The organism is Chitinophaga sp. (assembly GCF_017745275.1).
Classification (GTDB): domain Bacteria; phylum Bacteroidota; class Bacteroidia; order Chitinophagales; family Chitinophagaceae; genus Chitinophaga.
Window position 1 is genome coordinate 83165 of the sequence record NZ_JAGHZS010000004.1, and the last position, 24666, is coordinate 107830.

A 24666-nucleotide genomic window follows, 5' to 3' on the forward strand; every position below is an offset into this window, starting at 1 on the left:
ATTGTATCAGACCGACATTATCGGGTGCTGCCGGTAACAGCAGTCCTGGTAATTTTTAGGATTCACCCCGGTAAATTGCTTAAAGTCGCTGATGAAATGCGATTGGTCATAATACCCCGCAAGGAGGGCTACATCTGTCAGGCGCCGGGAAGGATGTGCGGCAATGAGTTGTTTGGCTTTTTCAAAACGGGAAATTTGCAGAAAGCGACGAATGCTGACCCCGATATATCGTTTGAAATTCCGTTCTATCTGCCGTTCACTGAGCGGTAGCTGCTTCACTTGCTTGAAAGGAGTAGCTGCTACATTATTTTTGATACTGTCGGCCAGCCCGAAAATAAGCTGATGCGACGAATGCGGGGCGATGAACCTCTCCAGCAAAAATGTTTCAAACATGGCTGCCCGTGCGGTAAAAGACAAGGGCTGCATCTGCCCATACAGCTGGTGCAATTTGTTGCCGAAAAGATCTTCTCCGCTGATGGCGCCATCATTCAATTCGTACATGGGCTGTTTGGTAAACACACTCAGGCCATAAGGAGTGAAGCTGACGAAAAATTTATCTGCCGGCGCGGAGTGATTCATCATGGGGCTAAATCTGACAATTCTTTCCTTCACTCCCAGCAAACCTGTTTTCAGTGGTTGTCCATCATAAAAAGTGTTGCAATCAAAATCCATGATAAAAGAAGTACTCAGCCGGGAATAAATAGATTTAAACAAGGTTCCTGCGCCGTCTAATTGAACAAAATATTCAACGTAAGGTGCTAATAGCTGGTGCCGTGGTTGGGCAAACTGGTAGTTAAACATGGCCGCGTGATTTCGATGATAGGATGGAAAGCCGGGTAGATGTACTGCAATAAAGGTAATAAAAATACCGCCAATGCCCACCATCCACCCGCTCCGCAGTCAGCGTAGCAACGCTACCACCGCAGCGATTCCACAAAAAAAGATCCGTTTTCCATCAGCGCGTCAAAGAATACAGGCTTGGTATCCAGCCGGTTCCAGTCTCTCTGGAGTTCACATGCAAACTGTGTAACAGAAGATAATTGTACGCCGGCTTGCTCCATTCTTCTCAATGCTGTTTCATGAGCGATGGTTGACGTGCCTCCTACCGCATCTACAATAGTATATACCTCATAACCTTCTTTCAGAAGATCCAGTGCAGGGAAGCATAAACAAACTTCTGTCCACAACGCACAAATGACCAGCTTCTTTTTTCCAAGTGCTTTTACGGCATCCTGAAATCCTTTGTCTTCCCATGAATTGACTGTTGTACGATCAATTTCCTTTACATCCTGTAATACGGCTTTGAGATGTTTGATAGTGGGTTTATTGATACCGCTTTCTACATTAACGGTAGTAAGAATGACGGGGAGGTTGAAGCCTTTGGCAAGTTTGGCCACCGTGACAATATTCTTTACGAGTTGTTCATGATCCATCGATCTGACGGAATTTACCTGCAATGGCTGATAGTCGATCAGGATAAGGGCTGAATTCCGCGGAGATATCAAATGATCAGTTTTAGGATCTCTGATAGGTACGATACTGCTCATTTTAATATTTTTAAAGATGAATGAATCGGATCGCTTTGGGAAAGCGCTGGTGCTATAAGAAAACAGCGCAATTCGCTTTTCTGTTCTATGAAAGTCTGCCTGGAGCAAATATTTCCGGCATTGCGCCATATGCCATCGATAAATTGCGCAAACAACATTAAATTACAGCCCTTACCAAGCAACTGCTTTATGAAATGGATCACCCGTGAACGCCCTAAAATAGACCGATTGGCTTGTCCGTGGCTGATCAAAAGATTTGTTGATACAGAAGCTACATTTATCTACGCGCCTTTCAACGAGGTACTTTCCCGGTCAGTGGCCGAGAACGCGATCCCATTTGATATTGCAGGTGTTGAATACACCCATTACGAGGACCAGTGTACTTTCGACTACATTATCAAAAAGCATAACATTGAAGATCCTGCAGTGCTTATAATGGCTCCCATTGTGCGTGGTGCGGACACCGACCGCCATGATCTGGCCACACAGGCATCCGGTTTATGGGCCATTTCAGCAGGGTTGGCATATAATGAGCCGGAAGACCAGGCACTACTGGAAAAAGGCATGTTGCTATATGATGCCCTCTACAGTTGGGCGAAATATCTTCAGCATGTAAAACATACCCAGCAGCCATTTGAACACCAGCTGATGGACATCTTTAAAAAATTTCTTGAGCAGGAAAAAGACAGCAGGAAAATACCTGGCTGGGCGAAAGAACTGAAAGAAATCATCCAGGACCAGATCGACACAAACCTCAACCTTAGCCTGAAAGGCTTATCAGAAACGTTGCAGGTACATCCGGCATATTTATCACGGGAGTTTTCAAAGTATTTTGACGACTTATCATTCGGTGATTATATCCGCAAGCTCCGGATCGATAAGGCGGTTCAGCTGTTAAGCACTACCGACCATTCACTAACGGAAATTGCTTATCTCACGGGGTTTTCGGACCAGAGCCATTTTACCAGGATCTTTAAGAAGTTTAGCGGCAAGAGCCCTTCGGCTTATAAAAAGGAATTGATGAAAAGTAAAAAATAGACCAAACCTTATTTTTCATTCTATTTTTTGGTGGTTGGTAATATGAACTTGCGGCTATAAATCCAACACCATGAAATGGATTACGCGTGAGCATCCGAAAATAGACCGCATCGCCTGTCCGTGGCTGATATCCCGCTTTATCGATCCCGATGCGGAAATCATCTATGTACCCACCGACCAGGTACTCAAAAAAGCAAAGGAATATAATGCCATTCCCTTTGATATCCCCGGCGTGGAACACTCCCACGAAGGAGAATACTGTTCGTTCGATTACTTCATTAAAAGATATAAACCGGATGATCCCGTACTGCAACAATTAGCGGTCATCGTTCGCGCTGCTGATACCGACCGTTTTGACCTGGCGCCGCAGGCAGCAGGACTATGGGCAATCTCCGCCGGTCTGTCGTATAACCACCCCGATGACTACGAACTATTGGAGATCGGCAAAAAAATGTACGATGCCCTTTACAGTTGGGCGAAGTACCGGCAAACTGAGAAACATAACTGGACTCAAACATCCCCTCAAAATGAACAGTAATAAAGCAACAGCGCCGTATAGCCTGCGTGACCTTATCGGCTATTTCTTAAAACTGGGTACCTGGGGCTTCGGTGGCCCCGTTGCCCTTGCTGGTTATATGCACCGCGACCTGGTGGAAGATAAACAATGGATCAGCGAGGAAGAGTATAAAGAGGGCTTAACACTGGCGCAATTAGCTCCCGGCCCTTTAGCCGCGCAACTGGGGATATACCTCGGGTATGTTCACTATCGCCTGCTGGGGGCTACACTCGCCGGACTGGCATTTGTACTGCCTTCCTTCCTGATGGTGTTGGCGCTTGGATTTATCTATGTCCATTGGCAGGGCATTCCATGGATGCAGGCCGTTTTTTATGGTGTAGGCGCAGCTGTAATTGGTATCATCGGCACCAGTGCCTGGAAACTGACCCGCAAATCTGTTGGCAGCAGTAAGGTGCTGATGACGATATATATCCTGGCTGCAGTGTATACCGTATGGCAGGAAAACGAAAACATCTGGTTATTTCTTGGCGCGGGAGTACTTTACTGGTTTTTAAAAGCGCCGCCTGGCATACTATCTTTTCTTCGCAAAGCCGCCAGGAGCCCCAAATTACTCCTACCACCCATATTATTGAATATCCCCGCTGCTACCTCCGGTAAAACGCTCTGGCAAATATTGTTTTACTTTACGAAAGCGGGCGCTTTTGTATTTGGCAGTGGTCTCGCGATCGTTCCATTCCTCTACGGCGGCGTGGTAAAAGAATATGGCTGGCTGAATGAACAACAATTCCTGGATGCCGTTGCAGTGGCAATGATCACGCCCGGGCCAGTAGTGATAACAGTGGGCTTTATCGGATATCTAACAGCCGGCTTCCCGGGCGCCTGTGTGGCAGCATTTGGAACTTTTTTTCCTTGCTACCTGTTTACCGTACTACCGGCACCGTATTTTAGAAAATATGGTAAACATCCCGGTATCAAAGCCTTTGTTGATGGTGTTACGGCGGCAGCGATTGGTGCCATTTCAGGGGCAGTGATTGTACTGGCAAAGAGATCACTCATAGATGTATATACTATTACTATTGCGTTAATAACAGCGTTTGTTCTCTGGCGATTCAAAAAAATACCGGAGCCAATTATTATTTTAGCCGGGGCTGCTATCGGATTGCTACTGAAAACACTTTTGAAAACATAAACACCGCTTGCTATAAATATTTGTTGAATGAATGCTTCTTATAAAAAGAACATGATACTGGGTACAGCCCTCCTACTGTCCTACAACGTGTATGCACAAACGAAGTCGCTGCACATCAGGGATGTGCTGACACTCGTCCAATCCTCCCAGCCGCAGATGAGGTCTTATGAAGAGCAGGCCAGGAGCAGTCAGTATAACGTGAAGCTGGCCAGGAACACCCTGTTGCCTGATGTGAATATTGGGTACCAGGCAGGATACGCCACCTACAACAATATCACCGGTATGAGTTACCCTGGATTGATACTGCCTATCAGCGGTCCGCCTTCTGCCGGTAATATTTATGATCCCGTACCCGGTACCGCTGCCGGCGCTATGGTAAAATGGAATCCCATCACGTTTGGACAAAGAAGCGCCGCCATTGAAAAGGCTGCTGCGCAATATAAACTGGCCAACAGCACTTATAACGATGTACTGTTTCGCCAGCAGTATACCGCGCTATCCGTTTACCTGGATGCCGTGTACCTGCAAAAGCTGATGCAAACATACCAGGCCAACATTGACCGTACCAACACAGGATTGCAGCAATCGCTGGTTTTTACGAGAGAAGGATTACGCCCCGGTATTGACACTACACAATATCAATCGGCGTTAGCACAGGCAAAAACGGATCTGTTGATTGTACAGCGACAATACTACGCACAGGTAACAGAACTGACCCGGGTAACGGGATTGCCCGACTCTCCTGAAAATATTCTGCTGGCAGATACGTCGCTGCTCAGCCAGTTACCACAAATGAGCGATACCATTGCCGGTCCATCCGGTAACCCGGTATATCAATACTACCAGGTAAAGAAAGAATTTACACAAAGCTCGCTGAAAGAAATTTCGCGCGGCTGGCGGCCAAAGCTCGATTTGTGGGCCAATGCGTATGCAAGAGGCTCCGGCGTGAACGCCGGTGGTACTGTTGATAAAGCAGCAGGCTGGTCGCTTTCCCATAAAAATTATGGCGTTGGTGTGCAGATCAATTTTCCCATTCTTCAATTTTCAGACGTACAACTGAAAAAGAAGCAATACAGCGCAATGCTCAAAGCTGATGATGCACAACTGGATCAAATCCGCTTAAACCTGGAAAAGCAGAAAGCAGCCGCCCGGTACAACTATGATCAGAATATCCTGATTACACAACAGGCGCTGATACAGTCGAAGGCTGCCCGTTTTGCTTTCGACGGCTTAAAGCTGAGTTACGCCAGTGGGTTGATCGACTTCACGCGGTTAATTCAGGGGCAATATGACTTACTGAAAGCAGAAACCGGAGAGGCCGGCGCTTTCCTGCAGGCCTGGCGTTCCCTGTTGGATATCGCAGTAGCAAACGGCCAGCTATCCACCTTTACAGACAATCTGAAATAACGACATAAGCTAATATCATGAAGCTAATCCGCTCGGCATTACGGCATCCGGTCTCCATCCTCGTGGCTGTTTTGTCTATTGTTTTTTTCTCTTACCTCTCCATCCGCCAGGCGAAGGTGGATATATTCCCGCGACTGGGCCTCCCGGTAGTGTATGTGGCACAGCCTTACGGAGGGCTATCACCAGAGCAGATGGAAGGTTTTGTCACCTCCTACTACGAATATCATTTCCTTTATATCACAGGTGTAAAATCTGTAGACTCCCGGAACATACAAGGTGCTGCCCTGATTAAAATTGAATTTAACGAAGGCACCGACATGAGCCAGGCCATGGCCGAAGTAGTAGGATATGTGAACCGTGCGAGGGCGTTTATGCCACCAGGTACTGTACCTCCTTTTATTACCCGCTTTGATGCCGGCAGTGTTCCGGTAGGCCAACTGGTATTTAGTTCCGACAGCCGCTCCCTGAGTGAAATATCTGACCTGGCCTTGTTTCGCGTTCGTCCAATGTTCGCCACGCTGCCGGGTGTATCTGCACCACCACCTTTTGGCGGGAACCAGAAAACAGTGCTCATCACCATAGATCCGGATAAACTAAGAAGCTATAACCTGGCTCCTGACCAGGTAGTACAAGCCATTGCGAAATCAAATACGATATCACCGGCTGGCAACCTGCGTATTGGTGATTCTACCTATATCACGCCACAAAACAGTGTGATTGAATCCCTGCAGGACTTACAGAACACACCGCTGCAGTTAGGCGCAGGACCAACAGTATATGTAAGAGACATTGCCAATGTTAGTCTTGGTGCAGATGTAACCACCAGCTACGCATTGGTGAATGGCAAACGCTCTGTATACATCCCTGTTACCAAAAGAGCCGATGCATCCACCTGGGACGTAGTACAGCGGGTGAAAGCAGCGCTGCCGGATATGCAGGCCGCCATACCTGCCGATATTAAAGTAACTTATGCCTTCGATCAATCCGGCTACGTGATCAATTCATTGAAAAGCCTGTTGTTTGAAGGAGGACTGGGAGCTATTCTTACGGGATTAATGGTACTGCTCTTCCTTGGCGATAAACGGGGTGCGCTCATCGTAATCATGACCATTCCATTGGCGCTGCTTACCTCCGCCATCTTACTATACCTGACCGGGCAAACTATCAATATCATGACTTTGGGAGGGCTGGCATTATCTGTTGGTATTTTGGTAGATGAAGCTACGGTGACTATAGAAAATATCCACCGGCATATGGAAGCCGGTAAAACCAAAGCCCGTGCTATTGCTGATGCTAGCATGGAAATAGCAGGACCCAAATTATTGATCCTGTTGAGCATCCTGGCGGTGTTTGTTCCTGCCATGTTTATGAGTGGCGTTCCCCGCGCGATGTTTATGCCGTTGTCGCTGGCAGTTGGATTTGCGATGATTGCCTCTTTTCTTTTATCACAAACATTTGTACCGGTAGTAGCAAATTGGTTATTTAAAACGTCACTTTCCGGGCAGGAAAGAACAGCGCATGGATTTTTCGATCGGTTAAAACGTCGCTACGTTTCCGCCGGTGACCGCCGGAAATCCAGCTTCCGCCTGGATACGGTGTTGTTCCTGCTTATATCCACAGGATTAGCGATACTGCTTTTCGTCTTTACAGGCACCGAATTGTTTCCCCGGACAGATAGCGGCCAAACGCAGGTACGCCTGCGTTTGCCGGTAGGTACCCGGTTTGAGAGAACAGAAGATGCCACCCGGAAATTGTTATCGCTCACGGACAGCATTGCCGGAAAACAAAACGTAGCCATCACTTCTGCTTTTATCGGGACACAGCCTTCCAGCTATCCCGTTAACTACATTCACCTATGGACAAGCGGGCCACAGGAAGCCGTGCTGAAAATAAAGCTCAAACGCGGCGCCATGCCTATTGCCACATTCCGGGAGAAGATGAGAACTGCAGCGATGGCTGCTATTCCCGGCGCAAAATTATCATTTGAACCAGGCGATATCGTGGAGCAGGTATTGAATCTCGGTAGTACCAATCCAATAGAAATTGCCGTAGTCAATAAAAATTTGGGAGAAGGCAAAAAAACTGCAGAGCAACTGGTTAAAAAGCTGTCTGCTATTGCTTCCCTGCGGGATCTACAGATAGCCACGCCTACGGATTACCCAGCCATCCGTTTAGAAGTAGATCGTGTAAAAGCAGGACAGTTAGGGCTAACCAGCGAACAAATTGCCAGATCAACGGTGGCCGCTACCTCCTCCAGTCGTTTCACTACGCCTAACTACTGGCTGGACAAAGCCACCGGTACCGCTTACCAGGTGCAGGTACAATATCCTGAATTCACCATGAACAGTACAAGCCGGCTGGAAGCAATCCCTGTTTCCGGTGGAAATGGCAGTACCCACTACCTGAGTGAAGTGGCCAGCTGGAAGCGGGTAACGATGCCCGGAGAATACGACCGGTTGAACCAGCAACGGTATATCACCATCACTGCCAATGTTCATCAGCAGGATCTCGGTACTGTATTTAAACAGGTGAAGCAAGTCATAGCAGATATGGGACAACTGCCCAACGGAGCTAAAATTCTTTTGCGCGGCCAGCCTTCGTTGTTGCAGGAAACCCTTACCAGCTTACAGTTTGGCTTGTTGATTGCCATCGTAGTGATCTTCCTGGTGATGGCCGTATACTTTCAATCATTCCGTGTAGCCTTCACCGTGCTATCTATCATTCCTGCGGTGGTAGCCGGTTCGTTGTTGTTTTTATACCTGACGCGTAACTCGTTGAATATACAATCTTATATGGGCGCCATCATGGCGGTGGGCGTAGCCATTGCCAACGCGGTATTGTTCATCACCAACGCAGAACACTACCGGAAAAACAACGTAGCATATCCGCAGTTAGAGGCTGCAACAAACAGGCTGCGTCCTATCCTGATGACCAGCGCCGCAATGATTGCAGGCATGATTCCCATGGCATTGGGGCTGTCGGAAGGTGGTGATCAAACTGCGCCATTAGGCATTGCCGTAATCGGAGGCCTCCTCTTCTCTTCCATTAGTGTACTGTTCTTTCTTCCACATGTGTATCAGTGGGTGGCTGGAAGAAAAGCATATCAATACGTATCACTGGATCCAGATGATGAAAAAAGTATTTACCATGACAAACAATCCTAAAATGTATATGCGGATCATCGCTTCTATTTCTTTACTGCTGCTTATTTCGGCCTGTGGCAATCATACTCCGGCGCTGGATGCGGCTGCCAATACACCTGCTGCTGACACCGTGCCGGTATTCATCCTGAAACAGGACACGCTGAAAAAAACAGCGGAATTTACCGCGGAACTGGTCCCCTATGAAAATGCCGTGCTGTTTGCCAAAGTACAGGGCTTTGTGAAAGAAATGAAGGTAGACATGGGCGACCGTGTAAAGAAAGGCCAGGTGCTGGCAGTGATTGAAGCGCCGGAAGTTAATAGCCGGTTGGCCGAATCAGAAGCCGCCCTGCAGGCAGCTAAATCGAAATGGACTTCCAGCAAAGATAATTTTGAAAGATTGTATCGTGCATCACAAGCCAATACCCCTGGCATTGTGGCGCCGGTAGACCTGGAACGCAGCCGTAACCAAATGCTGGCCGATAGCGCCACCTTTGCAGCTGCAGGGCGACAGGCGCAATCCTATAAAGCAGTGTCTGGGTATCTTTATATCATCGCGCCATTCGACGGCGTTATTACCGCCCGTAGCGCAGATCCCGGGGCACTGGTTGGTACCAATGCAACACTGCTGACAGTACAAAATAACAACGTACTCCGTTTACGTGTAGCCGTTCCCGAAATATATGTAGCTACTGCCGGAAGCCTGAAAAATATTGACTTCAGGGTAGATGCTTATCCCACTGAGCGCTTTAAAGCGGTGCTAACCCGCAAATCCGAAACCATAGATCCGGCTACCCGCACCGAACTCTGGGAATTCAGGGTTGACAACAACGACCACCGGTTAAAAGCAGGTGCTTTCTGTTACGTAAAAATCCCGCTGGAAAGGAATACGCCTTCTTTCGTGGTGCCGTTCTCCTCGGTGGCTACCACACAGGAAAAGAAATTTGTTATTCGTGTAAAGGATGGAAAAGCAGAATGGGTAGATGTCCGCCAGGGAATGACGGTTGATGCCGGCGTAGAAATATTCGGCAATGTTACTCCCGGGGATACGCTATTGAAAAAAGCAACTGACGAGCGGAAGCCAGGCAGCACCGGGTTGTGGGTCATTAAAAAATAAGTTCAAAATACCCTGGTACCGGGGCAGGGTAAAAACGTTTACCCTGCCCCGGTATCAACTTAATTATTCTTCCGTATTCTTCACCTTCATCAACAGCGAGTAGGCGCCCTTCGTTACAAATTCTTTTTTCAACAGGTTATCAGCTCCATCTACCATAATTTCTACAAATCCGTTTTCATGATTGCCTGTTTTCACGGGAAGCATTTCAAAAATGCGGGCATCCCGCTTACAGAAAACAAACTCCTTATTCTCAAAACGCACTACTGCATCTTCCGGTAACGACCAGCTACTGTCGGCTACTGTTTCTACTTCTCCATTCATAAAAGTACCTGGTATCAGGGATTTATCATACCGCTCAAAGTGGCAATGCACCTGCACACTCCGCTCAGATGACAAGTCTTTTCCTATCAGGATAATCTTACAGGTATATTTCTTTTCGGGGTCTGTATTGGTATAAGCGATTACAGTTTGCCCGATGGCGAGCCGGTTTACATCTTTCTCAAACACGGTCAAAGCCAGGTGAATATCCTCCGGGTTTACGATCTCAAACAACACATCAGCAGGATTCACAAATTTTCCGATGTTCACGTTTACCTTGGACACAAAGCCGTTGATGGGAGCATAGATATTTACACTTTTGGAAATATGGTCTTCGTTCAAACGGGCAGCATTGATGCCAATCAGCTGTAGCTTCTCTGCCAGCGATTTGTTGAGGATACGCTGACTTTTAAACTCTGCAGCTGTTTGCTCAAATAACTTATCACTGGTAGCTTTCGTTTTGTTCAGTTCACGTTGGCGGGTAAACTCTTTCTCCAGGTATTCCAGCCTGGCGGCAGATGTAAGATAGTCCTGTTGCAGTTGTATAAATTGCTGATCTTCCATCACACCAATTACGCTGCCTTTATTGACATACATACCAGGCAACAAACTGGTCGACTTCAGAAAACCACCCAGCGGAAAGCTAATGCTCACCATATTCTGGGGAGGAACATCAATCTGTCCGTTTACCTTTATAACAGTAGAAATGCGTCGTTTCTCCAGGCCTGCAGTAGCTATGCCCGCATTCTTCACCTGGTCTGCCGATAGTTCTATGAGCCCCTCCTTCCCTGTTGCGGCAGCTTTTTCTTCCGGCTGCGGTCCGCTGTGACAAGCCATCAATGTACTCAAAGTAATTATTGCAATAAGGTACCGTTTCATTTATTCAAAGAGTTTATCTGTTTAGTAAAGCATTTATATCGATGATGGACAGGTTGAGCTGATTCACTGCATCCAGGTATTCATTCTTCAGGCTGAATGCCTGGTTGTTCAATACTACCCAGTCGAGATAACTGATATCACCTCCAATGAACTGCTGCTGGGCAGTTGCTATGATTGTTTCCGCATTCGGCAAACCGGTCTGTTCATAATAGTTTACCGCCTGTAGTCCTTTTTCAAACTGTTTGCCCGCCTCTTCATATTGTAGTTGTACACTTTGAAGCCCTGTTTGAAAATTATTTTCGGCTATTTCCTGGTTTACCTTTTGCGCATTGATTTTCGCTTTTTGTGCGCCAAAGAAAAGAGGAATGCCAACGCCTACCTGTGCCGACTGAAAGCGCGTACTGCCGGTGTATACACGGTCATCGGCTCCCATTCCGCGCATCGTCATATTATTGTAGGCAACCAGGAGATCCGGCAGCAAGCGGGATTTTTCCAGCTTATATTTCGACTGGCTGGTTTGCAGCTGCTGGGCCAGCAGTTGCACATACGGATGCTTTGAAAGTGCTGTGGTATCAACCTGCGAGGGCATAGCTATTTTAAGTGGATCATCTGCCGGTTCGATATCGGTGGTGGTATTTAACAGTACTTTTAACCTCGCCTGCAGAATGCCATAGTCCTGTTGCAGCTGTTTTAATTGCTGCGCTATTTGTCCGCGTTGTGTTTCTGCGGTAGTCTTTTCCAGCAGGTTGCTTTCACCTAGTTTAAAGCGCTGGGTGGCTTTGTCCAGGAATACGGCATATACGCTATCCGTGTAATTCAGCAGCCCTTTTTTGCTACGCAGGTACAACATCTGGTAGTACACCTGTGTAACTTGTCTTTTTAATTCCGTCTGTTTCAATACCACATTCAGGGTGCCTTCTTTCCATTCCTCCTGCAACAGCATTTTCTGCCTGCTATAGATGGTAGGAAATTTAATCGATTGTGAAATACCAAATTTATTATCGTTGTAAGCACTGTTTATTTTTCCGTATTCACCGGTAACCATTGTCTGGTTCAGATCCCAGCCAGATTGTTTTAATTTCTGAAGATAATCAGCATTCAATTGCTGATTACGGATACCCAGGTTATGCGCCATGGCGCTGTCGATAGCCGTCTGCAATGCAATGGGCTGTTGTGCCTGCGCCTTTGGAGCCAGCAGTGTAAGGAATGGTAACAGCAATAATGCGGTCCCTTTCGCCAGTTTGGCCAGGTGCTTTTTTTCAAAGATAACATACAACGCAGGCAGCACAAACAGGGTCAGGAAAGTGGCCACTACCAGTCCCCCGATTACCACTGTCGCTAATGGACGTTGCACCTCTGCCCCTGCCCCATTACTCAATGCCATCGGCAGGAAGCCGAGAGATGCCACGGAAGCTGTCATGAGCACAGGGCGCAGGCGTACACTTGCACCTTTAAGCACAATATCCCGTACATCTGTCAGCCCTTCTTTTTGTAGGCGGTTAAATTCAGCGATCAACACAATGCCATTCAGCACGGCCACCCCAAACAAAGCGATAAAACCAATTCCCGCAGAAATACTGAATGGGAGCCCGCGTAACGCCAGGGCAAAGATCCCACCAATGGCGGACAATGGGATGGCGGAATAAATCAACAGCCCTTGCCGGATGCTGCTAAAAGCAAAATACAACATCAGGAAAATTAACAGCAATGCTACCGGAACAGCAATACCCAATCGTTTTTTAGCCGCTTCCAGGTTCTCAAAAGCACCGCCATAGGTGACATAATACCCTGGCGGCAGTTTTATTTTCGCCGTTACCTTCTTTTGTAATTCGGCTACCACTGTCTGTACATCACGACCGCGAACATTAAAGCCAACAATAATGCGGCGTTGCGCATCTTCGCGCTGAATTTGGTTGGGCCCTTCCTCAATGGCTACTTTGGCTACGAGGTACAGCGGAATTTGTTCGCCGCGAGCGGTAGGGATGAGCAGGTTTTGCACATCGGAAAGTTGTTTTCGTTGCTGCCCATTCAGGCGCACCACGAGGTCGAAGCGCTTTTCTCCTTCATACACCAATCCGCTGCTCTGGCCCGCGAAAGCAGTATTTACAATCCGGTTAATATCCGCGATGTTCAGCCCATACTGTGCAATGGCATCGCGGTTATATTGAATCACGATCTGCGGCATACCTGTTACCGTTTCTACATAGAGATCAGCAGCTCCTTTCACTGATGTGACAATGGCGCCGAGCCGGTTTGCCAAAACAGCCAGGCTGTCCAGGTCTTCTCCATATATTTTACAAACAACATCCTGCCGGGCACCGGTCATTAGTTCATTGAAGCGCATCTGCACAGGGTACTGGAATCCGAAAGTTACACCCGGTACCGCTTCTAATTCCTTTGACATTTTCGCCGTAAGCTCATCAAATGTTTTTGCAGATGTCCATTCTTTTTTATCTTTTAAGATGACCATCATATCACTGGCATCTATTGGCATAGGATCTGTTGGTATTTCACTGCTGCCTGTTTTGCCGACCACTTCTTCTACCTCCGGAAATTTGGCCAGCAGGATTTTCGCTCCCTGCGAAACGGCGGTGGTAGAGGTACTAAGATTACTACCTGTCAGCACACGCGTTTCCACCGCAAAATCACCTTCTTCCAGTCGTGGTATAAACTCTCCTCCCAACTGGCTGAGCACTATCACTGCTGCCACCAGCAGCACCCCGGCAGTACCAATCATTACTTTGGGATAGCCCAGTGCGCGGTTCAGCATACGATGATAACGATGCTGCAGCTTCTCCATCATGCGATCGGACCAGGATAGTTTAGAGGGTATCTTTTTGCTGAGTACCCATGCACTCATCATTGGCACATAAGTGAGGGAAAGCAGGAAAGCGCCGAACAATGCAAAGGCAACTGTTTGGGCCATTGGCTTAAACATTTTGCCCTCCACTCCTGCCAGCGCAAAAATGGGCAGGTATACAATCAGGATGATCAGTTCCCCGAAAACGGCTGCATTGCGCATCCTGCCAGAGGTTTCCAGTACCAGGTCGTCCATTTCCCGTTGTGTGACCCGTGATTGCTGATGATGATGCAGGCGGAACATACACGCCTCTACGATGATGAGCGTACCGTCTACAATCAGCCCGAAGTCCAGCGCGCCCAGGCTCATCAGGTTACCACTTACACCAAAAATGTTCATCATGATGACCGCTACCAGCATCGCCAGCGGGATTACAGAGGCCACCAGCAGGCCCGCCCGGAAGTTGCCCAAAAACAGCACCAGCACAAACACCACTATCAATGCGCCTTCCAGTAAGTTTTTTTCTACTGTGCCGATGGCATTATTCACCATTTTAGTTCTGTCGAGGAACGCATCTATTACCACTCCTTCCGGCAGTGTTTTCTGGATCTGTGCTACCCTTGTTTTAATATTCTTAACTACCTCGTTGCTGTTAGCGCCTTTCAGCATCATCACTACTGCCCCAGATACTTCCCGTTCACCGTTATATGTCATTGCGCCGTAACGGGTGGCATGTCCGATCCTCACTTCTCCAATATCTTTTATCAATAAAGGCGTGCCATTAGCGGTGTTCTTTACAACTATCTTTTTAATATCTTCCTCAGTACCTACCAATCCCTCGCTGCGGATAAAAAGTACCGTAGGTCCTTTTTCAATGTAGGCGCCGCCGGTGTTCTGGTTATTGGTTTGCAATGCATTGAAAACATCACTGATGGTGATGCCGTAAGACTTCAGCTTCGCAGGCTCCACAGCTATTTCATATTGTTTCAGGAATCCCCCGAAGCTACTTACATCTGCCACTCCTTTTACACCCAATAGCTGCCGTCTCACTATCCAGTCCTGTATGGTACGCAGGTCCATCGCAGAGTACCGGTTTTCATAGCCTTTTTCAGGCCTGATGGCATATTGATAGATTTCTCCCAGCCCGGTAGTTACGGGCGCTAACTTAGGTGCTCCAAAGCCGGAAGGGATCTGACTTTGTACTTCCTGCAGCCGTTCCGTTACCTGTTGCCGGGCCCAGTAAACATCAACGTCATCATCAAAAACAATTGTTACCACCGACAATCCGAAGCGGGAAAAGCTCCTGATCTTATGCAAGCCGGGGATGTTGCTATTGGCCTGTTCTATAGGAAAGGAAATCAACCGTTCTACGTCAGGTGCACCCAAAGAGGGAGTAATGGTAATTACCTGCACCTGGTTATCCGTAATATCGGGTACTGCATCAATGGGGAGCCTGGTTATCTCGAAGATACCATACCCAATAAGACCCAGCACCAATAGTCCCACCACGAGCTTATTGCGGATGGAAAACTCAATGATTTTATTCAACATATTGAATCATTAAAATACCGTCTGTAGCTGCATGCAGCTACACAAGTATAAAATACTAAATCGGAAAATATGAATACCCGCTACAGTAGCGGTTCAGAGAAGTAATGACACACTGATATGCCGATGGCAGCATCAGATAAGGGGGCTGGGGGGCGCTCGCAGCGCAGAAAAAGAATAATGTTGTTGTGGTGGCGGAAACTCCTGCTTCAGCTGGTAACTGGTTTTCTGGACCGGGTAGCTGATGATTTCCGGCAGGCTTACCTGGCTGGTCAACACCACGTGGTCTGCATGCAGCAGGGAATGATCTGCGTGATCGTCCATATAGGAATGATCAATGAGGTTCAGATCAAACAAACCATGATGATTACTTTTCTCCAGGCGGCTGGAATCATGCCTTAACAAATGGTCATGATCATGAACGATAAGGCTATGTCCTGTAATTACTATTACAGCCACCATTAACCATATTTTGCTGATCCATGAATGCATGGCGTAAATATAGAAATTCTTTTTTGAAAAAGATGGCAGGAGCTTCATATATAAGGATAATGACAACAGGTGATGCAGGTTATTTCTCTCCAGGCGTAAAAAAAATTTGACATCTCGCCATATAATCGTAATATTGCGATATAAGATAAAGATCATCATATGGGCGCAACAAAGACCGATCTATTCACGAAACAGCAGAATGAAATAGCAGCAATGGCGAAGGCGCTGGCCCACCCGGCCCGTATTGCCATCCTGCAATACCTGGTGAAGAAGAATGCCTGCGTTTGCGGTGATTTGGTAGAGGAACTGGGCCTTGCTCAGGCTACCACTTCCCAGCATCTCAAAGAGCTGAAAATAGCGGGGATAATACAAGGTGCTATTGAAGGAGCCAGTGTATGCTACTGCATTAATCCAAAGGTCTGGAAGCAGTACAAAGAATTATTCAACGCCTTCTTTAAAGACGTAGACCTGCAAACTTCCTGCTGCTAATATTTTTTTACTCAAATATATCGCAATATTGCAATAATACAATAATTGTTATATCATGACCACTGAAGAACAAATGAAGGAACTGGTAAAACAGAAATACAGTGAAATCGCTTTACAGGACAAGGCTACCAATGAATCTTCCTGTTGCGGTTCCGGCTGCTGCTCTACCGAAGTATACCATATCATGAGTGACGACTATTCCACATTGGAAGGATATCATCCGGATGCCGACCTGGGCCTGGGATGTGGTTTACCAACACAATTTGCCCATATCAAAAAAGGAGATACCGTCATTGATTTAGGCTCCGGCGCCGGTAATGATTGCTTCATTGCCAGGCAGGAAACAGGAGAAGCGGGAAAGGTAATAGGTATCGACTTTACACCTGCCATGATTGAAAAAGCACGCGCCAATGCAGAGAAACTGAATTTCAACAATGTGGAATTCCGCCAGGGCGATATTGAGAAAATGCCGGTAACAGCCAATGTAGCAGATGTAGTTGTCAGCAATTGCGTATTGAACCTGGTGCCTAATAAAAATGGCGTGATCAAAGAAATTTTCCGTGTGCTGAAACCCGGTGGCCACTTCAGTATTTCTGACATCGTATTGCAAGGCGCCTTACCTGCCAGTATTCAGCGGGCTGCTGAAATGTATGCGGGTTGTGTATCGGGCGCTGTACAGAAGCAGGAATACCTGGATATGATCAACAACAACGGCTTCAAAAACATAACCATCCAAAAAGAAAAAACCATCACCATCCCGGATGATATTCTTTCCAATTATCTGAGTGCTGAAGAAATTGCGGCCTTCCGTTCAGGAGACACGGGCATCTACAGCATTACGGTATATGCAGAAAAACCGGCTGATGCGGCTTGTTGTGCTCCGGGTTGTTGCTGATAAGATAACCGAATAATATTTCAGTCATTTAGAAAATATCGACTACTACATCATGCAAAACTGTAATCCAGCCCAGCGTAAACAACTTGGTTTCCTGGACCGTTACCTCACCCTATGGATATTCCTGGCAATGGCCATCGGCGTCAGTATCGGATATTTCTTTCCATCCTCTTCAGGATTCATTAATTCCTTTTCTTCCGGCACCACCAATATACTGCTGGCAGTAGGGTTAATCCTGATGATGTATCCACCGTTGGCCAAAGTGAAATATGAAAATATGGGCGAAGTATTCCGGAATACAAAAGTACTATCCGCTTCCCTGGTACTGAACTGGGTAGTTGGTCCTATCCTTATGTTCGTGTTAGCAGTCCTGTTTCTGCATGGCTATCCGGAGTACATGACCGGTCTTATCCTGATTGGACTGGCACGTTGTATCGCAATGGTCATCGTGTGGAATGAACTGGCAGACGGTAATCGCGAATATGCAGCCGGCCTGGTGGCATTAAATAGCATCTTCCAGGTGTTATTGTATAGCGTATACGCCTATCTCTTTATCACCTGGCTACCGACCATTTTCGGTATGAAAGGTATTACTGTAGCTGTATCTATCAGAGAAATCGCTAAAAGTGTTGGTATCTACCTGGGGATTCCGTTTGCAGCCGGCATTATCAGCCGTTACGGTCTTATCGCATGGAAAGGAGAACAATGGTATCAGGAAAAGTATATCCCTTTCATTTCACCAATCACGTTAATAGCATTACTGTTTACCATCATAGTAATGTTCAGCCTTAAAGGAGAACTGATTGTGCAGATACCATTTGATGTTATCAGGATAGCTATCCCGCTGCTGATCTATTTTGCCATTATGTTTTTCGTCAGTTTCCTGCTGGGGAAAACAATGGGCGCCGATTATTCCAGGAATGCGGCTATTGCCTTTACTGCAGCGGGCAACAATTTTGAACTGGCCATTGCAGTTGCCATTGGTGTGTTTGGCATCAACTCCGGTCAGGCTTTCGTAGGTGTAATAGGACCGCTGGTAGAAGTACCCGCACTCATCGCCCTGGTAAACGTGGCCTTCTGGCTCCGGAAGAAATGGTACAACGCTTCCCCTGCTGCAATAAAAGCTTAAATCTTCAACACCTGATAATATGAAAAAAATCCTTGTCCTTTGTACCGGCAACAGCTGCCGCAGCCAGATCGCAGAAGGCTATTTAAGATACTTCGCCGGAGATAAGGCGGCAGTGTATAGCGCAGGTGTAGAAACACATGGCGTCAACCCGAGGGCCATTGCTACGATGGCAGAAGATGGCATCGATATTTCGGGCCATACCTCCAACAATATCACTGAGTACCAGGACATCCCTTTCGACTTCGTTATTACTGTATGTGACAATGCAAAAGAAAGATGCCCGTTCTTCCCCACCACCGCGCAAAAATTCCATGAGAATTTCCCTGATCCTGCCAAAGCTACCGGAACGGAGGAAGAGATCATGCAACAGTTCAGAACCGTGCGCCAGGTGATTAAAGACTACATGCAATCCTTTGTAGCCACCAACTTACACTAGCATAAAAAAGGGCGTTTACCCGTTGTTGCCAAGTGGTAAACGCCCTTCCAGGATTTTGTCTTATGACTTATAATAATTCCGTTCCGCATTCATCACATCCATCTTCCGGTCCCGTTTAAATTCCTTAATCTGTTCCCGTTTTTCCTGGCGGGAAAGACTGTTGTCCAGTCGCACAGATTTGATTTTATCCGCGTAATCATTCCTGATATCCGCTATCTGCATATCTAGCTTTGTAGGCATTGCCGGTGCTGAATACCACGGGTAGCCATAATAGAAACCGAATGGGTTATAGTAACCGTAGCCGTAACCACCGTTAATAATGATTGTACTGTGCCTGTAACCACCTCTGAAGTGTCCGCCCGGTACGTTTGCAAAAGCACTGGCACCTATTGCTGACAGTAGAAATACCAGTAAGAATATCCGTTTCATAACTTTATTGGTTTAAGTACGCTTGTTAGACAACGGATAAAGGGAAAAAATTAATGGTATTTACAGGTTTAACAGATTTGTAACGCGGGGTGGCCAGCTTAAACAATGCAGTAATGAACAGGTCAATTTAAGTATGCGGTAGTTAAAAGCGATTTCCAAACAAGAAAAAGGATATCTCAAAAATTTGAGATATCCTTTTCTTGTTTGGAAAATGAAATATTAAAAAAACGGAGGCAGGGCTCGAACCTGCGTCTATCCGGATATCGTGCCGGAAGCTCTACCACTGAACTACTCCGTCAATTTTGTTCGGGTGAAAATGGTTTTACATCTTTCCCGGAAAAATATTTATGCTGCTTCAATACTTTCGCAAGATAAGGATTGGAAATGGTTACACCATGCACAAGTTCAGGAGTAGCCCGAAAAGTGACAACGCCATGTTCTCTTGGCGCGATCCATCCGGATTTTTCCGGATGCAGTCCTTCAAACTTACACGCAGCTTCTACCCTTGAACGGGAACAGGCGGCTTTCCCGGAAAACACCTCCCAGGGGAAGGGAAGCCGGTTCCACACTGCTATATTCGGATCTTGCCTGCTACCCTGCAGGTAGTGCATCGCCGCAACATCTGCTGCTATTAAGCGCATTACCTTTCCCGGGCATACATCATCCAGCACAAACTCCATTCCCAGTGCATACAGCAGATTTATCCAACTGTCCCTTGCTTTGTTCCAGGCGCCGGCTGTATTGTTCCATGTAGTAGAATCATTGCCAGGCCGTACTACCATCGTTGCGCTGTTAAAATTATTCTGTGCCCACAGTGTTCCTAAAAAGCCTGCCACCTGCTCCAATAGTGATGTCCACTTGCCCAGTAAAACGCCCTGCTGATCGCCTGTTAATTTTTCCAGTACAACCGGTTGGGTATATACCTGCGAAATAGCCCACCAGTTGGCAGCCTGCGGCGCTTCCTGGCAACGCTTTAAGAGCATGTCGGCAATCTCATCGTAAGGCCGTTGCTGGCCATTCACTGTAAATTCACTCCGTAGATTACACCGGGCCGTATAATAGGCGATAAAACACGCGCTGTTTATATCTGACATAAAATCTTCCCGGCTGATATCTTCTGCAAACGCATGTTTTCCTGTCCGCTGGAAAAAACTCTTCTGATGTTCCCGGATAAGGATGTTCAGTTTTTTCTCCAGCCGACGCAAACAACGGAACAGTTTATTATACCTCCGTTTGGAAATATCTAAGCCTGCCGCCTCTCTTTGTTCGCGGTTCAGGCGGTCCGTTTCATAGTTATTGAATCCCGGGTTTTTATGTATCATGGGACTCACCTTATCTATAAACGCTGCTACTGCTTTCGGATCGTCATAACCGCCCACTACTACACTCCTATCTAACTTAAATAGCTCAATCGCTTTATTTACCTGTTTTTCCGCCCCCACTACTTTGGCAAACTGCTCCAGCATGGAAGTATACTGCCAAACCGTATAGCGCAAAGCCGATGAAACAGCCCTTTGCAATACTTTTATTTCCTCTTCGTTAAGTTGCCCGTCCAGTACGTCCTGTATCAGGACCGCTACATCTTCCGGCCTTTTGCGAAGGTGGATTGTTTCGTATAATGCTTCCAGTGACATGGGGAATCTGTGTTTTAAATGTAAATGTATCTCATTAAAACGAACAGCGTTTAACGGCTACAATGCAAATATGCACCATCAACTGCGCAACTGAACTGCGCAGTTAAACTTTTTTTTAAAAAAAATTCCCTTACTGTTCTTAAAACGTATTAGATTTTGTGCCTTGGTTTTAAAGAACGTTGTCTTTAAACACCGATGAGCTTCTTCTTCCTACATAAAAATATTTTTTTTAAATGCAGGTTTATTTCAACAATAAAAATATACCTTTGAAATAAATGTAGTCAACTACATAATTTAACCACATCTATCTATAGAAGAAAATTTCAACCCATGGCTAAACTAGCTATCATCGGTGATTTCAATGAAACTTTCAGACCACATGCAGCTACCAACACCGCCATCGAGCAGGTGAAAAATAAATTCGGCCTTGACCTGGTGGCAGCATGGATTTCTACAGATATCATCGAAAGTAATTTTGAAGCGATAACGAAGGAATACAGCGGTTTCTGGATCGCGCCGGGCAGCCCGTATAAAAGTATGACAGGCGCATTGAAGCTGATCAAATTTGCACGGGAGCATAACATGCCTACTTTTGGCACCTGTGGCGGTTTCCAGCACATGGTGATTGAATTCGCCCGGAATGTACTGGATATCAAAGATGCGGAGCATGCAGAATACGACCCTTACGCCTCCAAACTGGTAGTGAATCCGCTAAGCTGCTCCCTGGCGGGGCAAACACTTGAAATTAATCTTACTGACAGGCAGTCGCAAACCTACCAGGTATTTGGCACAGACCAGATAAAAGAAAAATACTACTGCAACTTCGGGCTCAATCCTGAATACCAGGATTTGCTTGATACCCGCGGCTTTAAGGTGGTAGGAACCGATGCGTCAAAAGAAGCAAGGATACTGGAGCTCAGTGAGCACCGTTTTTTTATCGCAACACTTTTTGTGCCTCAAGATAATTCTACAACGGAACATCCGCATAAACTGGTAACCGCCTTTTTACAAAGCATTGCCTGATGCGCGCCCGTGGCCTCGGCCAAGGATAACCTTGTTGGCTTCACTCAAACCATCAAATCGCCGCATTATTGCTTTTCTCATAGCACGTGCCCTTAAATTATGACTTATTGATAGAACGTACAGGCCGGCATGGATTACCAAAGGCTACGCAGTTTTTCGGGATAGATTTGGTAACAACACTACCCGCGCCGATGACCGAATTTTCGCCAATGGTTACGCCAGGTAATATGATTACTCCCCCTCCGATCCAGACATTATCTTCTATTTTAACTGGTAACGCGAACGTGCGGAAATAAGGGGTTTTTCCATCATCTTTCCAATCGTCTACCAATCGATCCCGCATTTCCACCGGGTGTGTAGCAGTATATATCTGAACATTAGAAGCAATCAAAACATTGTTGCCTATATCAATTTTATTGCAATCAACGAAAGTACAATTGATGTTAATAATAACGTTATTGCCAATAGAAATATGCCTGCCATAATCACAGTAGAACGGCGTATCAATATTTACGTTGGTCCCGATTTTATTAAACAGCGCTGACAATATTTTTTTTCGGCCTGAAGCATCGGCGCTGGGAGTGGAATTATATTCTCTTGTATATTCCCGTGCTTTATGTATGATAGCTAAAATTTCAGGATCAGACGTATTAAACAGTTGTCCGTCAAGGCATTTTTCCAGTTCAGATCTCATTTCATGTAATTATGAATCAAAAGTAAAATCCTTTTGAGAGATATTTTTTAATCTATCTTAAAATCGGGCCTGGCCTCTTAAATTACTTAAATATTGCTGCGTTATGCCAAGGAATGATGCGATATAACCCAGATTTACACGGTTTAAAAGAGTAGGATTCTCTAAGCAAAATTTATCATAACGTTCCTGCGCGGTAAGATTGAGTCGATCCAGCCGTAATGTCTGCATTTTAAATAATACGTCCTGGTGAATTACCCTGCCCCAGTTTGCCAATTCAATATCAGTTTCAAACAGCTTTTCAAGTTTTTCAATGCTGATAATATATATCCTGGCATTTTCCAGCACCTCTACAAATTCGTAGGCAGGTTGCTTATAATAAAAAGATGTGGATGAAAAAGTAATATCTCCTTCACAACTAAACCAGTTAGTCACTTCCTTTCCATTCACAGGCAAGTAGGTACGGGTACATCCTTCTTCAATGAAATAAATATAATAATCCCTTATGCCAGGTCTTGTAAGCAGATGGCCCCTGGTATAGTTGCATTCTTCCAGGTTTGCCGTCAGCCTGGTAATAGAAGCATCCGAAACATCATAGTGACGCCTGATTCCTGTGATGATATTTTTTATTTTACTTACAGTCAATTTGCTATATAATTTCTTCAATAGAGTGGTACCCTCACCTGGTTATTGTACGCGGGTTTATTTAAAGGTCTCATTTTTTTTCAATATTTTGTGAAGATAGGAAGAAGCGGCTATGCCTCAAAGCACGCGGGACAGTATAGACAACACTAACCTTTATCATCAAATGGGAATCAATGGTACCAAATGTCCATAAATTAATTAAACTGCTTTTTGTTTGCCTGGTAGTTACTAATTCTGGATATAGCCAGATTAAAAAAGTTGAAAATGCAGCTATAGAAAAATTTTTAAACCCTGTATTTTGGAAATATCAGGAACAAGGCATTCCTGAAATTGAGTTATGTAGCGATTATACAACTTTAATTTTCCACGTGAGGAACAATAAAATGTTGGATTCGTTTAACATGACCAGAGCCCCACAGCATTTAAAAACATCTTTGGGAGTTGTTATCCCCTATTATAAAAAAGCAAATTGGCGGAAGTTGTTACCTACGAAATCTGCGAATTATGATGTGGTACAACAGGTGGCATATAGATATGTTGATTACAGGCTCTGCCCGGATACAATTCCTGATGAAAAGCTGGAGCAAATGAAAATCGAAGATCTAAAGATGAGAAAAGATACTATGATTCCTACTTATGTCTTAAAACTTGTGAAGATTATAAACTTTGCACCGGTATATTAAATTTTCTCCCAGGTTATAGCTTATCTTAACAGTAAGTCTGGCCTCTGATCCTGCTAAACTAAAGAAGCTTGTAAGCAGGGGCTTACAAGCGCTTAGTAGACCCAATGGTCCTTTAACTGAACCAGGAATCACTGTTTCCGTGGCAGAAACGTGGCATGAAGCGCCAGCAGTTTCCATCCCCCTTGTTCCTTTACATAGGTTTCGGTGGTACGTTCCCACAATTCTTCGGGTGCAGCACCTGCGCCGCGAACGATCTTAATGTGTACGAGCGCGGTGAGTACGGCTGCATGGTCATTCATGATCACCTGCTGGTCTTGTGGTGCAAATTCAGGAAACTGCAGAGAAGGATTCAAGGCAAAGCCGTTGATGAATTTATCTTTGTTCCATAGGTCGGCAGTAGCGGAGGTGAAGATAAAATCACTCTTCAATGATTCCTGCAAAGGGGCACCATTCTTGTCTTTGACAGCTTTCATGATGTTGCGGTGCAATTGGATGATCGTTTGTTGCATGGTGGTTGTTTTTTCATTTTGTGCATGAAGTTGGAATTGAAATAAGAGTAATAATGGCAGGAGCATGGCCCGGATCTTTTTTTCCATAGCTATCTTTTTATTGCCGAAGGT

Annotated in this window: 22 protein-coding genes and 1 tRNA gene; 12 read left to right on the forward strand and 11 right to left on the reverse strand. The window is 45.9% G+C overall.

The features are described from left to right. Positions 1 to 6 precede the first annotated feature (6 nt). Both J7623_RS13230 and J7623_RS13235 read right to left on the reverse strand, forming a co-directional pair. On the reverse strand, positions 7 to 801 hold the full coding sequence (locus J7623_RS13230; protein ID WP_291920778.1) for a helix-turn-helix domain-containing protein: 795 nt from the start codon (positions 799 to 801) through the stop codon (positions 7 to 9). A 113-nt stretch (positions 802 to 914) separates the two neighbouring features. Then, a complete protein-coding gene (locus tag J7623_RS13235; protein WP_291920779.1) occupies positions 915 to 1547 on the reverse strand; it encodes a hydrolase in 633 nt (210 codons plus the stop codon). A gap of 189 nt (positions 1548 to 1736) precedes the next feature. Here J7623_RS13235 and J7623_RS13240 point away from each other — a divergent pair, with 189 nt between their 5' ends. The 6 genes from J7623_RS13240 to J7623_RS13265 all read left to right on the forward strand — a co-directional run bounded on the left by J7623_RS13240 (position 1737) and on the right by J7623_RS13265 (position 9955). After that, positions 1737 to 2585, forward strand: coding sequence for a chromate resistance protein ChrB domain-containing protein (locus J7623_RS13240; protein WP_291920780.1), 849 nt, complete (start codon positions 1737 to 1739; stop codon positions 2583 to 2585). 70 nt (positions 2586 to 2655) lie between these two features. Next, entirely contained in the window at positions 2656 to 3123 is a 468-nt protein-coding gene (locus tag J7623_RS13245) for a chromate resistance protein ChrB domain-containing protein (protein WP_291920781.1), read from the forward strand. Then, the gene (locus J7623_RS13250; RefSeq protein ID WP_291920782.1) at positions 3113 to 4291 is read left to right on the forward strand and encodes a chromate transporter; all 1179 of its coding nucleotides are present in this window, start codon (positions 3113 to 3115) and stop codon (positions 4289 to 4291) included. Before J7623_RS13245 ends, J7623_RS13250 begins: the two co-directional genes overlap by 11 nt. Before the next feature lie 27 nt (positions 4292 to 4318). Further along, complete coding sequence (locus J7623_RS13255; protein ID WP_291920783.1) at positions 4319 to 5698, forward strand: TolC family protein; 1380 nt, start codon at positions 4319 to 4321, stop codon at positions 5696 to 5698. 17 nt (positions 5699 to 5715) lie between these two features. Beyond that, positions 5716 to 8862: an efflux RND transporter permease subunit gene (locus tag J7623_RS13260; protein WP_291920784.1), complete on the forward strand. Its 3147-nt coding sequence runs from the start codon at positions 5716 to 5718 to the stop codon at positions 8860 to 8862. Further along, a complete protein-coding gene (locus J7623_RS13265) occupies positions 8846 to 9955 on the forward strand; it encodes an efflux RND transporter periplasmic adaptor subunit (protein ID WP_291920785.1) in 1110 nt (369 codons plus the stop codon). Before J7623_RS13260 ends, J7623_RS13265 begins: the two co-directional genes overlap by 17 nt. Before the next feature lie 63 nt (positions 9956 to 10018). Here J7623_RS13265 and J7623_RS13270 read toward each other — a convergent pair whose 3' ends face one another. The 3 genes from J7623_RS13270 to J7623_RS13280 all read right to left on the reverse strand — a co-directional run bounded on the left by J7623_RS13270 (position 10019) and on the right by J7623_RS13280 (position 16040). Beyond that, positions 10019 to 11152: an efflux RND transporter periplasmic adaptor subunit gene (locus J7623_RS13270; protein ID WP_291920786.1), complete on the reverse strand. Its 1134-nt coding sequence runs from the start codon at positions 11150 to 11152 to the stop codon at positions 10019 to 10021. A 13-nt stretch (positions 11153 to 11165) separates the two neighbouring features. Beyond that, complete coding sequence (locus J7623_RS13275) at positions 11166 to 15503, reverse strand: CusA/CzcA family heavy metal efflux RND transporter (RefSeq protein ID WP_291920787.1); 4338 nt, start codon at positions 15501 to 15503, stop codon at positions 11166 to 11168. 132 nt (positions 15504 to 15635) lie between these two features. Further along, the gene (locus J7623_RS13280) at positions 15636 to 16040 is read right to left on the reverse strand and encodes a hypothetical protein (protein ID WP_291920788.1); all 405 of its coding nucleotides are present in this window, start codon (positions 16038 to 16040) and stop codon (positions 15636 to 15638) included. A 111-nt stretch (positions 16041 to 16151) separates the two neighbouring features. On the opposite strand from J7623_RS13280, the gene J7623_RS13285 reads away from it, so the two are divergent. Genes J7623_RS13285 through J7623_RS13300 form a run of 4 tightly spaced genes read left to right on the forward strand, consistent with a single transcriptional unit; the run spans position 16152 to position 18941 of the window. Continuing rightward, positions 16152 to 16481 (forward strand): metalloregulator ArsR/SmtB family transcription factor, encoded by a 330-nt coding sequence (locus J7623_RS13285; RefSeq protein WP_291920789.1) that lies wholly within the window; start codon positions 16152 to 16154, stop codon positions 16479 to 16481. Positions 16482 to 16536: 55 nt separating this feature from the next. Then, positions 16537 to 17376, forward strand: coding sequence for an arsenite methyltransferase (locus J7623_RS13290; protein ID WP_291920790.1), 840 nt, complete (start codon positions 16537 to 16539; stop codon positions 17374 to 17376). A 52-nt stretch (positions 17377 to 17428) separates the two neighbouring features. Next, positions 17429 to 18505 (forward strand): ACR3 family arsenite efflux transporter, encoded by a 1077-nt coding sequence (arsB, locus tag J7623_RS13295; RefSeq protein WP_291920791.1) that lies wholly within the window; start codon positions 17429 to 17431, stop codon positions 18503 to 18505. 19 nt (positions 18506 to 18524) lie between these two features. Next, positions 18525 to 18941 (forward strand): arsenate reductase ArsC, encoded by a 417-nt coding sequence (locus J7623_RS13300; protein ID WP_291920792.1) that lies wholly within the window; start codon positions 18525 to 18527, stop codon positions 18939 to 18941. 60 nt (positions 18942 to 19001) lie between these two features. Here J7623_RS13300 and J7623_RS13305 read toward each other — a convergent pair whose 3' ends face one another. From J7623_RS13305 to J7623_RS13315, 3 genes are all read right to left on the reverse strand, one after another. Then, on the reverse strand, positions 19002 to 19370 hold the full coding sequence (locus tag J7623_RS13305; protein WP_291920793.1) for a hypothetical protein: 369 nt from the start codon (positions 19368 to 19370) through the stop codon (positions 19002 to 19004). 225 nt (positions 19371 to 19595) lie between these two features. Next, positions 19596 to 19668, reverse strand: a tRNA-Ser gene (locus tag J7623_RS13310). Next, positions 19667 to 21004 carry a hypothetical protein gene (locus J7623_RS13315; protein WP_291920794.1) on the reverse strand — a complete coding sequence of 446 codons (1338 nt, stop codon included), beginning with the start codon at positions 21002 to 21004 and terminating at the stop codon, positions 19667 to 19669. The genes J7623_RS13310 and J7623_RS13315 overlap by 2 nt, the downstream gene beginning before the upstream one ends. Before the next feature lie 330 nt (positions 21005 to 21334). Between J7623_RS13315 and J7623_RS13320 the strand changes: the two genes are divergently transcribed. Continuing rightward, positions 21335 to 22027: a hypothetical protein gene (locus J7623_RS13320; protein WP_291920795.1), complete on the forward strand. Its 693-nt coding sequence runs from the start codon at positions 21335 to 21337 to the stop codon at positions 22025 to 22027. A gap of 97 nt (positions 22028 to 22124) precedes the next feature. Here J7623_RS13320 and J7623_RS13325 read toward each other — a convergent pair whose 3' ends face one another. After that, positions 22125 to 22721 (reverse strand): sugar O-acetyltransferase, encoded by a 597-nt coding sequence (locus J7623_RS13325; RefSeq protein WP_291920796.1) that lies wholly within the window; start codon positions 22719 to 22721, stop codon positions 22125 to 22127. A gap of 57 nt (positions 22722 to 22778) precedes the next feature. Then, positions 22779 to 23363, reverse strand: coding sequence for a cyclic nucleotide-binding domain-containing protein (locus tag J7623_RS13330; protein WP_291920797.1), 585 nt, complete (start codon positions 23361 to 23363; stop codon positions 22779 to 22781). A 173-nt stretch (positions 23364 to 23536) separates the two neighbouring features. Between J7623_RS13330 and J7623_RS13335 the strand changes: the two genes are divergently transcribed. Beyond that, positions 23537 to 24046 (forward strand): hypothetical protein, encoded by a 510-nt coding sequence (locus tag J7623_RS13335; protein ID WP_291920798.1) that lies wholly within the window; start codon positions 23537 to 23539, stop codon positions 24044 to 24046. Between the two features lie 128 nt (positions 24047 to 24174). Here the strand turns inward: J7623_RS13335 and J7623_RS13340 are convergent, their stop codons facing one another. Beyond that, entirely contained in the window at positions 24175 to 24642 is a 468-nt protein-coding gene (locus J7623_RS13340) for a nuclear transport factor 2 family protein (protein ID WP_291920799.1), read from the reverse strand. Positions 24643 to 24666 lie beyond the last annotated feature (24 nt).

Excerpts from the sequence above, each read along its gene's own strand:
- J7623_RS13230 (WP_291920778.1), bottom strand. The coding sequence starts at position 801 with ATGTTTAACTACCAGTTTGCCCAACCACGGCACCAGCTATTAGCACCT.
- J7623_RS13235 (WP_291920779.1), bottom strand. The coding sequence starts at position 1,547 with ATGAGCAGTATCGTACCTATCAGAGATCCTAAAACTGATCATTTGATA.
- J7623_RS13240 (WP_291920780.1), top strand. The coding sequence starts at position 1,737 with ATGAAATGGATCACCCGTGAACGCCCTAAAATAGACCGATTGGCTTGT.
- J7623_RS13245 (WP_291920781.1), top strand. The coding sequence starts at position 2,656 with ATGAAATGGATTACGCGTGAGCATCCGAAAATAGACCGCATCGCCTGT.
- J7623_RS13250 (WP_291920782.1), top strand. The coding sequence starts at position 3,113 with ATGAACAGTAATAAAGCAACAGCGCCGTATAGCCTGCGTGACCTTATC.
- J7623_RS13255 (WP_291920783.1), top strand. The coding sequence starts at position 4,319 with ATGAATGCTTCTTATAAAAAGAACATGATACTGGGTACAGCCCTCCTA.
- J7623_RS13260 (WP_291920784.1), top strand. The coding sequence starts at position 5,716 with ATGAAGCTAATCCGCTCGGCATTACGGCATCCGGTCTCCATCCTCGTG.
- J7623_RS13265 (WP_291920785.1), top strand. The coding sequence starts at position 8,846 with ATGACAAACAATCCTAAAATGTATATGCGGATCATCGCTTCTATTTCT.
- J7623_RS13270 (WP_291920786.1), bottom strand. The coding sequence starts at position 11,152 with ATGAAACGGTACCTTATTGCAATAATTACTTTGAGTACATTGATGGCT.
- J7623_RS13275 (WP_291920787.1), bottom strand. The coding sequence starts at position 15,503 with ATGTTGAATAAAATCATTGAGTTTTCCATCCGCAATAAGCTCGTGGTG.
- J7623_RS13280 (WP_291920788.1), bottom strand. The coding sequence starts at position 16,040 with ATGAAGCTCCTGCCATCTTTTTCAAAAAAGAATTTCTATATTTACGCC.
- J7623_RS13285 (WP_291920789.1), top strand. The coding sequence starts at position 16,152 with ATGGGCGCAACAAAGACCGATCTATTCACGAAACAGCAGAATGAAATA.
- J7623_RS13290 (WP_291920790.1), top strand. The coding sequence starts at position 16,537 with ATGACCACTGAAGAACAAATGAAGGAACTGGTAAAACAGAAATACAGT.
- arsB (WP_291920791.1), top strand. The coding sequence starts at position 17,429 with ATGCAAAACTGTAATCCAGCCCAGCGTAAACAACTTGGTTTCCTGGAC.
- J7623_RS13300 (WP_291920792.1), top strand. The coding sequence starts at position 18,525 with ATGAAAAAAATCCTTGTCCTTTGTACCGGCAACAGCTGCCGCAGCCAG.
- J7623_RS13305 (WP_291920793.1), bottom strand. The coding sequence starts at position 19,370 with ATGAAACGGATATTCTTACTGGTATTTCTACTGTCAGCAATAGGTGCC.
- J7623_RS13315 (WP_291920794.1), bottom strand. The coding sequence starts at position 21,004 with ATGTCACTGGAAGCATTATACGAAACAATCCACCTTCGCAAAAGGCCG.
- J7623_RS13320 (WP_291920795.1), top strand. The coding sequence starts at position 21,335 with ATGGCTAAACTAGCTATCATCGGTGATTTCAATGAAACTTTCAGACCA.
- J7623_RS13325 (WP_291920796.1), bottom strand. The coding sequence starts at position 22,721 with ATGAGATCTGAACTGGAAAAATGCCTTGACGGACAACTGTTTAATACG.
- J7623_RS13335 (WP_291920798.1), top strand. The coding sequence starts at position 23,537 with ATGGTACCAAATGTCCATAAATTAATTAAACTGCTTTTTGTTTGCCTG.
- J7623_RS13340 (WP_291920799.1), bottom strand. The coding sequence starts at position 24,642 with ATGGAAAAAAAGATCCGGGCCATGCTCCTGCCATTATTACTCTTATTT.